Here is a 14,428-nt window from a genome sequence, read left to right as displayed (position 1 = left end):
TAAGAAAAAGAGAGAGATCTCTCCCTCTCTCATTATTATTCAATCGAGAAAATAAACGGATAAAGCGGCTGCTGCCCGTTATGGATTTCCACTTCAGTATCGGGAAATTTCTCCTTAATATAAAATACGACTTGCTCGACTTCTATCTCCGTTGCATCCTGTCCATAAATGACGGTCACAATTTCTGATTCATCTTCGAGAAGAGTCTCAAGAAGTTCTGTCACAGCTGTCATTTTATTTTGATTTGTCACTGTAATTTTTCCTTCTGCAAGCCCTATAAAGTCGTTTTTCTTAATGTCAATACCATCGATGCTCGTATCGCGGACGGCATATGTGATCTGTCCTGTCTTCACATAGCCGGCAGCGCTTGTCATCGCACTTTTATTCGTCTGCTCGTCTCCATCCGGATTAAAAGCGAGCAGTGCTGCAAGACCTTGAGGAACCGTTTTTGTCGGTATAACGATAACACTTGCTCCAGATATCTCTGCTGCTTGTTCTGCTGCCATAACAATATTTTTATTATTTGGTAATAGGATGACGTGATCCGCATGAGAATCATGAATGGCTTTTACGATATCTTCCGTTGATGGATTCATCGTTTGTCCGCCTTCGATGACAAATGTAGCGCCGATGCTTTTAAACAGTTCTGCAACACCTGCGCCCATTGCGACAGTAACGACACCATAACGGGCTTTTTCTGCTCGTTTTGGTTCTTTAACGGATCCCCCTGTAATAGCACTATGCTGTTCACGCATATTTTCAATTTTCATATTGATTAAACTGCCATATTTTTGTCCAACTGTCAGTACGTCACCCGGATACTCTGCATGAATGTGCACTTTCACCATTTCATCATCTGAAATGACGAGCAGTGAGTCCCCATATTCACTTAATTCATCACGGAATCCTTCTTCTGAAAACGGATGTTTTGCTAGTCTTTCATCATCAAACTTCACCATAAACTCCGTGCAATAGCCGAATTCAATGTCTTTTGTATTCATAAAGCTTTGAACGCTTTTATGATGTTCAGCACTGACAATGTCTGTAAAATCTTGACGCGTCGAGAGCGCTGTCGGAAGTGCTTCTCCTTTTAATCCAGCAAGGAATCCTTCGTACACAAGCAGAAGTCCCTGACCGCCGCTGTCGACAACACCGACTTCTTTTAATACAGGCAAAAGATCAGGCGTCCGATTTAACGAAGCCTGTCCCTCTTCTACAAGCGCTTCGACAATAGCGACAATATTTGTTTCAGTCTGCGCTGTCGCTACTGCTTTTTTCGCCGCATCTTTAGCAACGGTTAAAATCGTTCCTTCAACCGGTTTCATGACCGCTTTATACGCTGTCTGAACGCCAGCTTCAAAGGCAGCAGCCAATTCAATGGCTGTTACTTCCTGTTTACCCGCAACCGCTTTTGAAAACCCGCGGAACAGCTGCGATAAAATCACACCCGAGTTTCCACGCGCCCCCATTAAAAGCCCTTTTGCGAGCGCTTCCGCTGTTTTGCCAAAGTGCATTTGTTTGTTTTGTTCCGTTTCTTTTGCTCCAGACGTCATAGACAAATTCATATTTGTTCCTGTATCTCCGTCTGGAACCGGGAAAACGTTCAGCGCATCCACCATTGCAGCATTCGCTGATAGATGCTGTGCACCGGCTTGTACCATCTTAGCCAGCCTAGCCCCGTCCAATGAATTAATCACCACGAAGTTTCCTCCTTATACTAAGGGCCCGTTACCCGCACACCCTGTACAAAAATATTAACAGACTCAACCGAAAGGCCGACTGTTTTATTAAGTGTATATTTAACTTTTGATTGAACATTGCTTGCCACTTCTGAAATTTTCGTTCCATAGCTGACGATAATATACATATCGATAAACACTTGGTCTTCTTCCTGGCGAACAATGACGCCACGCGTAAAGTTTTCACGACGCAAAATTTCAGTAATACCATCTTTCAACTGCTTTTTCGATGCCATTCCGACAATTCCATAGCAATCCACTGCTGCACCACCGGCAATCATCCCAATAACTTCATTTGAGATATCAATGTGTCCAAGTTCTGTTTTTAATTCAATCGTCACGAAAAGTCCCTCCTTGCGAATCGAACTATTGTCATTTTACTATACTTATATATATGTTCACAACTTACTAACCAAGATAGATCGGCTTTTTCACTGTCAAGGTTTTTTTCTTGAAAGACTTTGTTTAAGTAGTTGCATTCGTTATGTTATTATGATAAATTATTTAAGTGTCTTGCAAATATAAAATAGACTATATGAATCCTGAACAGTAAGGAGTGAATAAAATGCCAAAACAATGTGTAATCTCTGGCCGTAAAGCACGTACTGGAAACAATCGTTCACACGCGATGAATTCAAGCAAACGTACATGGGGAGCTAACCTGCAAAAAGTTCGCATCCTCGTAGACGGTAAACCGAAACGTGTATGGGTTTCCGCTCGTGCGCTTAAATCTGGAAAAGTTGAACGTGTTTAATTTTTCATAATAAAAAAGCACCTGTGCACAGTTCATACACCATGCACAGGTGCTTTTTATTTGTTCTTTTTCCCTGCAGATAAGACCATTCGAATCATCCCACCTACAAATTTCGGTAGCTTTAATGTATAAAATTTCAACGGTTCATCCCCCCGTCAATACTTCTTATAACCATTAATATGCCTGAACGGAATGAAAAGACCGCTTTTTTTCCGATTATTTCATTGCTCACACACCTAGATGAACCGCTTTTTAGCAAATGATTTACAAGCGGATATTTAAACCCTTTAAGTGTCAATTCTTCCACTTTTTCGTTCATTGCAAAAAACGAATAATAATGCTTGTTTTCTGCTGCTTCTACTTCTATCCGCCCTGGTTTATATAATGCAATGTGGTTGTAACGGTCAATAATCGCAACAGTTGTTCCTTCGTTCATTACTTCGTCTTTCATAAGAAGCGTCACGGCACCGAAAAAGTGATCAAGCCGGCCGCCCGTCACACCGTAAAGATGGATTGCATCCGGCTTCTTACTAATAGCATACGTTAGTGCAATTTCTAAATCCGTTTCATCTTTTTCAGCAGGAAACTGGACATGATCAGGAACAGCATTGACAATTTTTTGCTTTTCTTTATCCGAAACTGAATCGAAGTCACCGAGTGCTTTCATCGGTGTGATCCCACGGTCCAGTAAATAAAGCGCTCCACGGTCCACTCCGATCCATACAGTGTCCCTTACATCTAATAACTGCAAATCCGGCAGTTCCTGCTCCGGCCCGCCGGCGACAATGCGGATAATCATGCGTTTTTTGCTGCTGAGCAAATGTTTTTAATCGCAGCTCCTCGATCTTCTTTATTGTGAATAGTTTTGATCATCACAACTAATACCTCGGCTTTCTCTCTTTAATTTCCTCGATAAATTGCAAATAATGATCGTAACGGTACGATGGAATGTCGCCATCCTCTACCGCTTTTTTGATCGCACATTTTGGCTCATTCACATGAATGCAGCCTCGGAATTTACATGCGTTACTCCTTTCCGCCATTTCTGGAAAGCAAGAAGACAACTCCTCTACTTCAATTCCATCAAAATCCAGCGAACTGAATCCAGGTGTATCAGCGACTAGTCCGCCTGCTGCTAGAATGAGTTCCACATGACGAGTCGTATGCTTGCCCCGGCCGAGCGAATTAGATATTTCATCTGTTTTCAAGTGCAGATCCGGACGAATCGCATTTAACAAAGATGATTTACCGACACCCGACTGGCCGGCAAAAACAGACGTTTTTCCTTTTAAGTAATCACCAAGTGCTTCCAGGCCATTGAACGTTTCAGAGGATGTCTCGATCACGGTGTAACCAATATTCCGATAATTTGATACATAATGTGCCAGTTCATCTACTTTATTTAGCAAATCCGTTTTCGTAATACAAATAATCGGTTCAATATCTTTTGATTCAATAAGCACGAGAAAACGATCTAAAAGTGTTGTACTAAACGCAGGCTCCATTGCTGAAAAAACGAGCACCGCCTGATCAATATTCGCTATAGGGGGACGGGGAAGTTCGTTTTTGCGCTCTTCAATCGACAAAACATATCCTTCTTTATCATTTTCTGCTTCATATTCTACATAATCACCGACGAGCGGCGTAATATTCTGTTTCCGGAATACCCCCCGCCCTCGGCATTGAATGATGTTTTCTTCGTTTAGAACATAGTAAAAGCCGCTCAACGCTTTAATAATTTTGCCTTCTGGCATGAAGCACCACCTTATTCATTTTCTTCTTCTGGGAATAAAATCGATTCGTCCATAATGACAGTTTGGTCACGAATGACTTTATATCCCGCTTTCGTTCCTTTTTCAATGACAAATTCAAGCGTTCGCTCTGTATCTTCAGTAATTAAAAACTTCTCATACGGTTCAGTCATGCTATGGTCGATATCTTCAATGTAAATCTGCACTTCTTGCGTTTCACCTTCTGTTTCCGGCTCATAAGGAATTACAATGTCTTTTCTAACCGTCTTGGGTGGAATTTCTTCCAGTCCTTTTGATAAAGTAACTTTGACCGTGCTGCCCGGTGCAACTTCACTACCTGCCTGTGGTATTTGTGTCAACACCTGTCCTGCATCGACTGTATCTGAATATTCTTCTCCCGCAATATCGATGATAATACCAGCAGAGTCCGCATAGTCTTCAAGACTTTTTTTGTTGTAGTCTGTCAAATCAATGAGGATAACATTTGCAAGACCAGCGCTTACAGTTAATTCTACATCTACTTCTTCCGGAATAACTTTTTCACCAGCTTCAGGATTTTGTTCCAGCACGGTTCCTGCTTCACTTTCATCATGAATCATTTCTACATCCACATTTCGAAATCCCGCTTCTTCCAACAATTCGCGTGTTTCTTCCAATGTCTTTCCCACGTAATCTGTCATTTCCACTTGCTCTTTGCCCGCAGACACGTACAAGTCCACCGTGCTATCTTCCTTCACACTTTCACCAGCCGCAGGATTCGTATAGATCACTTTTCCTTCTGCAACATGCGCATTGAATTCTTCATGCGTTTCTCCAACAATGAGCCCTGCTGTGACGAGTTTAGATGCCGCAGCATCCAGTCTGTCCTCTGTTGTATCAGGTACTTCAATATCTTTCGGCGCTGTCACAATTGGCCAGATAATCACCGCGGCTATCGCGATTAACAAGAGTATGGCAAGAAACCATGGCCACTTTTTGCGTTTTTTCTTTAGGTTTGGTTTCTCCGTTTTTTCTTCCGGCACTGGTGTAGCCATTATTCGTTCCAGAGGTTTTGGTATAACAATCGGAATTGACTTCGTCTCTTCGTCATCTTCATCTGGTATAGTAAATTTCTCTTCACGAAGGCGATAGTCTTCCAATGCAGTGGATAGGTCTACTTCCATTTCCTCTGTATTCGCATATCGGTGAAACGGATCTTTCGCCGTCGCATGGAGCACGATATTTTCAATACTTTGTGGAATCGTTGGGTATAACTGCTTTACAGACGGTGTCTCAGATTGCAAATGCTTTAAAGCAATGGAGACAGCCGACTCCCCTGAAAAAGGAAGCCTTCCTGTTAACAACTCGTACATCACAATACCAAGAGCGTATATGTCGGACTTTTTGGTTGCCATTCCGCCTCTTGCCTGCTCTGGGGAAATGTAATGAACAGAGCCAAGAACCGTGTTGGTCTGTGTAATCGACGTTGCACTCATCGCCATCGCAATACCGAAATCAGTCATTTTCACCGTGCCATCATGATCGATTAACATATTATGTGGTTTTACATCCCTATGAATAATCGAGTGCTGATGTGCGAATGCCACTGCTGCCGTCATCTGCTTCATAATATCGATTACTTTTTCATATGGAAGAGGTGAATATTGCTGAATGTATTCTTTTAACGTCATACCATCTACATATTCCATCACAATAAAATTGACATTGTCTTCTTCTCCGATGTCGTAAATACTGACAATATTCTGATGAATAAGACTTGACGCAGCTTGAGCTTCTCGTTGAAACCGGCGCAAAAACTCATCTTCTCCGACAAAATCAAAACGAAGCACTTTAATGGCCACATCGCGGTCTAATATGATATCCCGGGCAAGATAGACATGAGCCATACCGCCGCCGCCAATCATCCGTTCAATTTTATAGCGGCCACTTAAGCGTTTTCCAATTAACATTCCACTCACCCGCTTTCACTGCCCGCACACTGTTCGAGAAGCACAACGGTAATATTGTCTTCCCCACCATTTTCATTGGCCATCTGAATGAGTGTATCCGCTTTTAGCGGCAGCGAATCCGCAGATTGAAGAACATGTTGCATATGAGTGGTCGTCACTTTATTAGACAAACCATCTGAGCATAGAAGCAAATAATCGTCTTCTTCGAACATAATCGTCCGGTAATCAACGATTAGTTTTTCATCTGTACCTAGTGCACGTGTCAACACATTTTTTTTCGGATGATTTTCCGCGTCTTCACGTGTGATCTCTCCGGATTTCACAAGTTCATTGACAAGTGAATGGTCTTCCGTTACTTGCGTAAAACCACTTTCACTTTGCAAATAGCACCGGCTGTCGCCGATGCTTGCAATGGTGCAAAATTTCTCTGTACATAATGCAGCAACAAGCGTTGTTCCCATACCACTGCATTCAGAATGTTCATTTGCATGATTCAAAATATCCTTATTAACGACTAAAATAATTGATTTCAGCCATTCAACTGCATCATCGGATGATTTAATAGTTGATGCCGACGTGTTCCAGGCACGCTCCATCGCTTCAATCGTCATCCGGCTCGCGATATCACCTGCGTTGTGACCGCCCATCCCATCTGCTACTACTGCTAAACAAAGATGATCTCCATGATAAAACACGCCGCCATGATCTTCATTATGAGCGCGAACACGGCCTATGTCCGTTTGAAATACAGCATTCACACTGATCACCTCGTTTCGCTGGCACGCTCTTTCGCACGGAGTTGTCCGCATGCCGCATCAATATCCGTTCCTTGCTCACGGCGAATCGTTACATTAACGCCGTTCTGTTTCAATGTTTTTTCAAATTCAAAGATTTTATTGCGTGGTGTACGAACGTAATCACGTTCGAGCACATAATTGACTGGAATTAAATTAACATGGCATTTAATTCCTTTAATAAGCGTTGCTAGTTCTTCCGCATGAGCAATCGAGTCATTTTCACCACCGAACAAACCGTATTCAAAGCTAATGCGGCGTCCTGTTTTTTCCGTATAATAACGAATAGCTTCCATCAAATCCTTTAATTTATACGCTCGGTTAATTGGCATTAACTTTGTGCGTAATTCATCATTTGATGCATGAAGAGACACAGCGAAATTAATTTGTGTTTTTTCATCCGCAAATTTGTATATTTTCGGCACGATGCCGCTCGTTGATACAGTAATGTGGCGGGCACCGATATTTAAGCCTTTTTCATGGTTAATGATGTGCAAAAATGACATCATTTCATCGTAATTATCAAATGGTTCCCCAATCCCCATAATGACGACAGAACTAACACGTTCTCCCACTTCATCAAGTGCCTGCTGTACTTTTACAACTTGCGCGACAATTTCACCAGCTTCTAGGTTTCGTTTCAATCCGCCTAGTGTCGATGCGCAAAATGTACAGCCTATGCGGCAGCCAACCTGCGTTGTCACACAAACAGAGTTGCCATATTCATGACGCATTAATACAGTTTCGATTGAATAACCATCATGCAGTTCAAATAAAAATTTAATCGTCCCGTCAGCTGATTCTTGCTGGATGGCTGTTTTTAATGCGGTAAACAAAAAGGACTGTTCTAATTTTTCACGTAATTCTTTTGACACGTTTGTCATATCTTCTACTGATGTTGCTCGCTTTATATATAGCCAGTCAAAAATTTGATCGGCACGGAAAGGTTTTTCCCCATTTTCTAAAAGCCAGTCTTTCAGTTCATGAAGCTCCAATGAATATATCGATGGCTTCGGCTTCTGCTCATCTGTTTGTTTTTTCGTTACTGCATTCATTTATGTTTTGCCTTCTTTCTAAATTTACTAATGAAAAATCCGTCTCCGCCAAAGTCGTCTGGAAATACTTGCAGCATAGTTGACTTCGGCTGTATGGAGATATGTTCAAGCGGCTCAGGCTGGAATTCCGGATGAGTCGCTAAAAATGACGTAACTGTTCCTTCATTTTCTTCTTTATCTACTGTACATGTACTGTAAACAAGCACACCATTTTCTTTTACTAAAGGTGCCGCCGCCGCTAAAATATTCAACTGAATCGTCTGCAAATTCTCCAAATCTTTTTCCACCTTGGCGTATTTCAAATCCGGTTTTCGGCGAATAACACCAAGTCCGGAGCACGGAGCATCAACGAGAATCGCATCAAATGTTTCTTTTTCAAAAATGTCACCGGCTTTTCTCGCATCTTGTTTTTGAACATGAATGTTTGAAAGTGATAGACGTTCTGCATTTTGTGTCACAAGTTTCAATTTATGTTCATGAATATCAAGCGCATCAATATGCCCTTTATTATTCATTAATTCTGAAATGTGAGCTGTTTTCCCGCCAGGTGCCGCACACATATCAAGAACATGCTGTCCTGGCGATGCGCCTAAAACTGGCGCTACAAGCATGGAGCTTTCATCTTGAATGGAAATGATGCCTTCTGTATATAACGATGATTTCGCTGCGTTGCCTTTTGCAATTCGTATTGCATGTGGTGACACCTCAGAAGGCGATGCGTCAAATCCTTCTTCTTGAAGTTTTTCAATCGCCTCATGACGTGTGATCTTCATTTCATTTACACGGGCTGTCTGATCAGGCGCTGTTAAATTGTGCTGGCACATGGCTTCTGTTTTTTCGACGCCGTATGCACCAATCCATCGTTTCACGAGCCAGAGCGGATGACTCGTTTCAATGGAAATACGCTCTGTATCATCTTGAATCGTCTTTGTATCCGGTACCCCTTCTCGTTGAATAGAACGGAGCACACCGTTTACCATACTAGCAATTCCTTTATGACCGCGTTTCTTTGCAATGTTAACCGCTTCATGAATAATAGCTCTCTCCGGCACTTTATCAAGATAGACCATTTGATAAAGTGATAAACGGAGTAAATTGTTCACCCATCGCTCCGGTTTTTTGTTCAAAAAGGGAGCCAAGTAAAAATCAAGTGTTAATTTCCGTTGAATCGTACCGTACATGATTTCTGTCAACAGTGCTGCATCACGTCCAGATATGTTGTTCTTTTCAATCGCATTATTTAACATTAAATTACTATATGAACCGCTTTTTTCAACTGTATCAATTAATTCAAGCGCTGTTTCGCGCACGTTCATTATTCCCATATTACTCTCCAAACTTCATGCCGACTTTTAATGTAGAACCTGAACCACGTAAATAATCGCGCGCACTCATCCGCTTTTTACCAGCAGGCTGTAATTCAATGATTTTAAGTGCTGTATTCGATCCAGTAGAGACGATAAAACTGTCTTCCTCGATAGCTGTTACTACACCTGGTGCTGATGATCCTGTTTCTTTTTTTGCTTTCCATACTTTCACAACATTTCCATCAAGCGTCGTATAAGCAACCGGCCATGGATGAAGACCGCGCACTTGATTATACAACTCTTCACCAGATCGGTTCCAGTCAATTTTTTCATCCGTACGACGTATGTTCGGTGCAAATGTCGCTTTTGATTCGTCCTGTGGCGTGCGACTGGATGTTCCTGATAAAATAGCTGGGATCGTTTCAGACAACAGTGCTGCCCCGACTTCGCTTAATTTATCGTGCAATATACCGGTATGATCTGCTTCTTCAATTGGAACGACCGACTGGCTAATGATATCACCGGCATCTAGCTTTTCTGCCATATACATAATCGTAATGCCTGTTTCTTTTTTCCCTTGTAATAGTGAATAATGAATCGGTGCTCCCCCACGCAATTCTGGCAGTAATGACGCATGAACATTAATGCAGCCATATTTCGGCGCTTCCAGCAGTTCATTTGGCAAAAGCTGCCCGTATGCAGCCGTTACAATAAGATCCGGTTTCAGATTAATCATTTGCTGTAATTCATCAGACCTTAACAATTTTTCCGGCTGTAAAACGGGTAAATTGTGTGCAATAGCTGCTTCTTTTACCGGCGGCGGTGTCATCACTTTTTTACGGCCAACAGGTCGGTCTGGCTGTGTGACCACAGCAAGAACGTCATACCCGTCTTCAATCAGTTGACCGAGAACCGGAACAGAAAATTGAGGGGTGCCCATAAATATAATTTTCGTCATTACGTATCCACCCTTTCTAATTCCCCTGCTGGAATGTATTTTATTACTTTTGATGTAAATAAAACGCCATCAAGATGATCCATTTCATGCAGAATTGCTCGGGCTAAAAAGCCTTTTGCCTGCAATATATACGATTGTCCTTTTACATTTTCCGCTTTAATTTTAATAACATTTGGGCGGTTTACTTCACCGTATAATTCTGGAAAACTTAAGCACCCTTCAATGTCCGTCTGCTTGCCTGACGACTCTATTAGTTCTGGATTAATTAACACAATTAATCCGTGCTCATCTTCAATGTCTACAATAGCTAGGCGAATATCTTGCCCGATTTGCGGTGCAGCCAGACCGACGCCGTCCGCTTCAATCATCGTCTCTTCCATATCGTGCACGAGACGTTTTAGCTTGCTGTCAAACTGCGTCACCGGACGGCATTTTGTTTCTAAAATAACGGAAGGGTGTTCAATAATTTTTAACACTGTCATATAATATAGTTCCTCTTTTCTACATTAACATATATGGATGTATATCAACGGACACTAAGAGTTCGTTCGATTTTCCTTGTTTTGCATAATGTTCAAGCACTTCTTTTAAAACGGCTGTTAACTTCGGTTCACGTTTGTATTTTATCAAACATTGCCATCGATATCTATCGTTGATCCGTGCGATTGGCGATGCAACCGGTCCAAGAATAACAGCAGCTGGTGAAAGCGATGGTTTTATTTTCGTGACAATTTTATTTGCGGCGCTGGATGCTTCAATGGCTTCTTTATGACTTACATTAATCAAAGCTAAATAATAAAATGGAGGATAGCCGCCCATTTTTCGCATCGTCATTTCCTGCTGATAAAACGACTCATAATTTTGTTCCGCAGCAAGTTGAATGCTGTAGTGCTCCGGCGTGTATGTCTGAACAACTACTTCACCTGGCAGATGATGACGACCTGCACGTCCACTCACTTGTGTTAACAGCTGAAACGTTTTTTCCGATGAACGAAAATCAGGCAAATGAAGCATCGTATCAGCGCTCAGTACACCGACGAGCGTAATATCAGGAAAATCGAGTCCTTTTGCTATCATTTGCGTCCCAAGTAAAATATCAGCTTCTTTATTAGCAAACTGACGGAGCAATCTTTCATGTGATCCTTTCGTTCCCGTCGTATCAACATCCATGCGAATAATACGCACTTCCGGCAAGAGCTTCAACAATTCTTCTTCGATTTTTTGCGTACCGGTGCCAAAATGACGGATATGCTCACTGCCGCATTCCGGGCATATATTCGGTGCCGGTTCTTCATAGCCACAGTAATGACACTTTAACTGATGGCGGTGGCGGTGATATGTCATCGACACATCACAATGTGGACAGCCGGCCACATACCCACAGTCACGGCACATGATAAAGGATGAATAGCCGCGTTTATTCAAAAATAAAACGGTCTGTTCTTCTTTTTCGAGCCGATCTTTTATTTTATCAAAAAGTGTACGTGAAAACATCGACCGGTTCCCTTCACGCAGTTCTTCTCTCATATCGATAATATCAACGCTCGGCAGCGGTCGGTCATTGACTCGATTATCAAGCGTTAAAAGAGTATATACACCTTTTTTTGCACGAGCGAATGATTCCAGAGATGGTGTTGCACTCCCTAAAATAACCGGGCAATCATAGTAAGCAGCTCGCCAAATCGCTACATCACGTGCATGATAACGGGGATTTTCTTCCTGTTTATAGCTCGTTTCGTGCTCTTCATCAATGATAATAAGCCCTATATTTTCAAACGGCGCAAAAACAGCCGACCGCGCACCGACGACGACTTTCACTTCTTTCCGGCTAATTTTCCTCCATTCATCATACTTTTCTCCGATAGACAGACCGCTATGTAGCACCGCGACATCATTTCCAAACCGGCGCTTAAATCGCTCCGTCATTTGCGGTGTCAATGAAATTTCCGGCACAAGCACAATGGCTTCCTGTCCTTTTTCAATGACCTGGCTGATCGATTGCAAATAAATTTCCGTTTTCCCGCTTCCTGTAACACCATGAAGTAAAAATGTCTCTGTTGTACCATCGTTTATTGTAGCTAGAATCGGTTCGATGGCTTCCTGTTGATTTTCTGTTAATTTAAGCGGCTTGTCCGGTTCAAAATGCCTTCCACTATGTGGATCACGATACATTTCTTCCTGCTTTTCTTCTATCCATCCTTTTCCAAGGAGCGATTTCGCTGTTGCCGATGACATACCGGTTTCTTTTAACGTCAGCCAGTTACCTCTTCTCCCCGAAAAGGCGAGCAGTGCTTCTTTTTGTTTAACCGCATTTTTCGCCATCGTTCCAACTGTTTCAGCCAGTGCTTCTTCTGACAATAAGCATCTCACCATACGGACCGTTTTTTTACGTCCTTTGCTTTTAACCGAATAAATAACCTCGATCGTGCCCTTTTTCACTTCTTTTCGAATATCGGCTAGTGCACCAGCATCAGACGCTTCTTCCCATGGAATTTCCGTTTGGCCTTTAAATAAGGAAGCCAGTTCTGGTGGAAGAGACTTCTCCCCTGTCAGGCGGATTAGTTTTGAATACTTCACTTTCATCGCCGCTGGCAGCATTACGTGAAGTGCAGATATTTTAAAGCAAAGTGATTCGATTGTTAGCCAGTGGGCAAGTTTCATCAGTTCTTCGCTTAAAACAGGGATAATATCCATCGGCTCTACGATTGGTTTTAGCTTACGGATCTCTGTGTCCACTTTTATCTCAAGGACGAATCCTTGCACGTGGCGCGGACCGAATGGCACGATAACACGCATTCCAGGTTGAATGACTTCTTGCCACCGTTCCGGAATTTCGTAGTCAAACGGGCGGTCTGTCTGCATGACAGCCACATCGACAATGACAGATGCTACATTCATTGCCCATCACCCATTTGCTCAATCGCTTCTGTTAAAAGGTGAACAGCTGCTTCCTTTTTCGACATCATATCGAATTCTTTATGCGACCCATCACGATGAAAAATAGTAATAATATTCGTATCGCCTCCGAATCCTGCACCTGCCTGCTTCACGTTGTTTGCCACAATCATATCGGCATTTTTGGACTCAAGCTTTTGTTTCGCATACGTCTTGACATCGTTCGTTTCAGCTGCAAAACCAATTAAAAACTGATGTTTTTTTTGTTCACCAAGTGTTTTTAAAATATCAGTCGTCCGCTCAAGTTCTATTGATAATTCACCGTCTTGTTTTTTCATTTTATGATCATAGACACGTTTTGGCCGATAATCTGCAACGGCTGCTGTCTTTACGACGATATCTGCTTCATCATAAGACGACATAACGGCTTGAAACATCTCTTCTGCACTTTCAACATGTGTAACGGAAATACCTGAAGGCGGCTCAATAGTAACTGGACCGGAGATAAGTTCAACATCCGCACCGAAGTCGCGCGCTGCTTCAGCGACTGCATAGCCCATTTTACCAGTTGACCGGTTTGTGAAAAAACGGACCGGATCCACTGCTTCACGAGTCGGTCCTGCTGTGACAATGACTTTTTTTCCAGCGAGCGGTTTATGCTGCTGCCCTAAAAAATACTCCGTAACGAGTGCTGTAATGACCTCTGGTTCTTCCAGACGTCCTTTTCCTGTATAGCCGCATGCAAGATACCCTTCACCTGGTTCAATAAACCGATATCCGAATGATTTGAGTGTATTCATATTGTTTTGCACAGCCGGATGAGCATACATGTGAACATTCATCGCCGGTGCGATCCATCGCGGTGCTGTACCGGCAAGCAAAACGGTCGAAACCATATCATCACCGATGCCATTCGCCATTTTTGCGATCATATTAGCTGTGGCCGGAGCAACGATCACAAGATCTGCCCAGTCAGCAATATCAATGTGCGCAATTTTCGCTGGGTCCTTTTCGTCAAATGTGTCTGTGTAAACAGGCTGACCAGACAGCGCTTGAAACGTAATCGGTGTTACAAATTGCTGCGCAGATTCGGTCATGACAACTTTCACCTCGGCACCTGCCTGTTTTAACTTACTCGTAAGGGCAGCCGCTTTATAAACAGCAATACCACCGCTGACGCATAGTAAAATATGTTTTCCATTCATATCATGTACCCCTCCGTTCAA

14 protein-coding genes are annotated in these 14,428 nt (G+C 42.5%); 1 reads left to right on the top strand and 13 read right to left on the bottom strand.

Annotation, left to right across the window (positions count from 1 at the left end):
• Positions 1 to 35: 35 nt before the first annotated feature.
• Together A3M5_RS0103180 and A3M5_RS0103175 are read right to left on the bottom strand one after the other, a co-directional pair.
• Positions 36 to 1,700 carry a DAK2 domain-containing protein gene (locus tag A3M5_RS0103180; protein ID WP_018392310.1) on the bottom strand — a complete coding sequence of 555 codons (1,665 nt, stop codon included), beginning with the start codon at positions 1,698 to 1,700 and terminating at the stop codon, positions 36 to 38.
• Between the two features lie 17 nt (positions 1,701 to 1,717).
• A complete protein-coding gene (locus A3M5_RS0103175; RefSeq protein WP_018392309.1) occupies positions 1,718 to 2,080 on the bottom strand; it encodes an Asp23/Gls24 family envelope stress response protein in 363 nt (120 codons plus the stop codon).
• A gap of 224 nt (positions 2,081 to 2,304) precedes the next feature.
• Here A3M5_RS0103175 and rpmB point away from each other — a divergent pair, with 224 nt between their 5' ends.
• A complete protein-coding gene (rpmB, locus tag A3M5_RS0103170; protein WP_018392308.1) occupies positions 2,305 to 2,493 on the top strand; it encodes a 50S ribosomal protein L28 in 189 nt (62 codons plus the stop codon).
• A 56-nt stretch (positions 2,494 to 2,549) separates the two neighbouring features.
• On the opposite strand, the gene spoVM is transcribed toward rpmB, so the two are convergent.
• From spoVM to coaBC, 11 genes are all read right to left on the bottom strand, one after another.
• Entirely contained in the window at positions 2,550 to 2,633 is an 84-nt protein-coding gene (spoVM, locus tag A3M5_RS26540) for a stage V sporulation protein SpoVM (protein WP_034285583.1), read from the bottom strand.
• The gene (locus A3M5_RS0103160) at positions 2,630 to 3,292 is read right to left on the bottom strand and encodes a thiamine diphosphokinase (protein WP_026221570.1); all 663 of its coding nucleotides are present in this window, start codon (positions 3,290 to 3,292) and stop codon (positions 2,630 to 2,632) included. The genes spoVM and A3M5_RS0103160 overlap by 4 nt, the downstream gene beginning before the upstream one ends.
• Before the next feature lie 79 nt (positions 3,293 to 3,371).
• Positions 3,372 to 4,247, bottom strand: a complete 876-nt coding sequence (rsgA, locus tag A3M5_RS0103155; protein ID WP_018392306.1) for a ribosome small subunit-dependent GTPase A — start codon at positions 4,245 to 4,247, stop codon at positions 3,372 to 3,374.
• Between the two features lie 11 nt (positions 4,248 to 4,258).
• Positions 4,259 to 6,193, bottom strand: coding sequence for a Stk1 family PASTA domain-containing Ser/Thr kinase (pknB, locus tag A3M5_RS0103150; protein WP_018392305.1), 1,935 nt, complete (start codon positions 6,191 to 6,193; stop codon positions 4,259 to 4,261).
• A gap of 5 nt (positions 6,194 to 6,198) precedes the next feature.
• Positions 6,199 to 6,951 (bottom strand): Stp1/IreP family PP2C-type Ser/Thr phosphatase, encoded by a 753-nt coding sequence (locus A3M5_RS0103145; RefSeq protein ID WP_018392304.1) that lies wholly within the window; start codon positions 6,949 to 6,951, stop codon positions 6,199 to 6,201.
• Between the two features lie 5 nt (positions 6,952 to 6,956).
• Positions 6,957 to 8,042 carry a dual-specificity RNA methyltransferase RlmN gene (gene rlmN / locus A3M5_RS0103140; protein WP_018392303.1) on the bottom strand — a complete coding sequence of 362 codons (1,086 nt, stop codon included), beginning with the start codon at positions 8,040 to 8,042 and terminating at the stop codon, positions 6,957 to 6,959.
• Positions 8,039 to 9,367 (bottom strand): 16S rRNA (cytosine(967)-C(5))-methyltransferase RsmB, encoded by a 1,329-nt coding sequence (rsmB, locus tag A3M5_RS0103135; RefSeq protein ID WP_018392302.1) that lies wholly within the window; start codon positions 9,365 to 9,367, stop codon positions 8,039 to 8,041. The genes rlmN and rsmB overlap by 4 nt, the downstream gene beginning before the upstream one ends.
• Position 9,368: 1 nt before the next feature.
• Entirely contained in the window at positions 9,369 to 10,307 is a 939-nt protein-coding gene (gene fmt, locus A3M5_RS0103130) for a methionyl-tRNA formyltransferase (protein WP_018392301.1), read from the bottom strand.
• Positions 10,307 to 10,789: a peptide deformylase gene (gene def / locus A3M5_RS0103125; protein WP_018392300.1), complete on the bottom strand. Its 483-nt coding sequence runs from the start codon at positions 10,787 to 10,789 to the stop codon at positions 10,307 to 10,309. The genes fmt and def overlap by 1 nt, the downstream gene beginning before the upstream one ends.
• A gap of 19 nt (positions 10,790 to 10,808) precedes the next feature.
• On the bottom strand, positions 10,809 to 13,205 hold the full coding sequence (gene priA / locus A3M5_RS0103120) for a primosomal protein N' (RefSeq protein WP_018392299.1): 2,397 nt from the start codon (positions 13,203 to 13,205) through the stop codon (positions 10,809 to 10,811).
• The gene (gene coaBC / locus A3M5_RS0103115; RefSeq protein WP_018392298.1) at positions 13,202 to 14,407 is read right to left on the bottom strand and encodes a bifunctional phosphopantothenoylcysteine decarboxylase/phosphopantothenate--cysteine ligase CoaBC; all 1,206 of its coding nucleotides are present in this window, start codon (positions 14,405 to 14,407) and stop codon (positions 13,202 to 13,204) included. The genes priA and coaBC overlap by 4 nt, the downstream gene beginning before the upstream one ends.
• Between the last annotated feature and the right edge of the window lie 21 nt (positions 14,408 to 14,428).

This window comes from Bacillus sp. 37MA (assembly GCF_000372765.1).
GTDB lineage: Bacteria > Bacillota > Bacilli > Bacillales > Domibacillaceae > Domibacillus > Domibacillus aminovorans.
The sequence above is the reverse complement of the archived record's forward strand: the minus strand, read 5'-3'. Positions and strand labels throughout refer to the sequence as shown.

Coding starts and splice junctions, on each gene's coding strand:
- rpmB (WP_018392308.1), top strand. CDS start 2,305: ATGCCAAAACAATGTGTAATCTCTGGCCGTAAAGCACGTACTGGAAAC.
- A3M5_RS0103160 (WP_026221570.1), bottom strand. CDS start 3,292: ATGATTATCCGCATTGTCGCCGGCGGGCCGGAGCAGGAACTGCCGGAT.
- rsgA (WP_018392306.1), bottom strand. CDS start 4,247: ATGCCAGAAGGCAAAATTATTAAAGCGTTGAGCGGCTTTTACTATGTT.
- pknB (WP_018392305.1), bottom strand. CDS start 6,193: ATGTTAATTGGAAAACGCTTAAGTGGCCGCTATAAAATTGAACGGATG.
- rlmN (WP_018392303.1), bottom strand. CDS start 8,042: ATGAATGCAGTAACGAAAAAACAAACAGATGAGCAGAAGCCGAAGCCA.
- rsmB (WP_018392302.1), bottom strand. CDS start 9,367: ATGGGAATAATGAACGTGCGCGAAACAGCGCTTGAATTAATTGATACA.
- fmt (WP_018392301.1), bottom strand. CDS start 10,307: ATGACGAAAATTATATTTATGGGCACCCCTCAATTTTCTGTTCCGGTT.
- def (WP_018392300.1), bottom strand. CDS start 10,789: ATGACAGTGTTAAAAATTATTGAACACCCTTCCGTTATTTTAGAAACA.
- priA (WP_018392299.1), bottom strand. CDS start 13,205: ATGAATGTAGCATCTGTCATTGTCGATGTGGCTGTCATGCAGACAGAC.
- coaBC (WP_018392298.1), bottom strand. CDS start 14,407: ATGAATGGAAAACATATTTTACTATGCGTCAGCGGTGGTATTGCTGTT.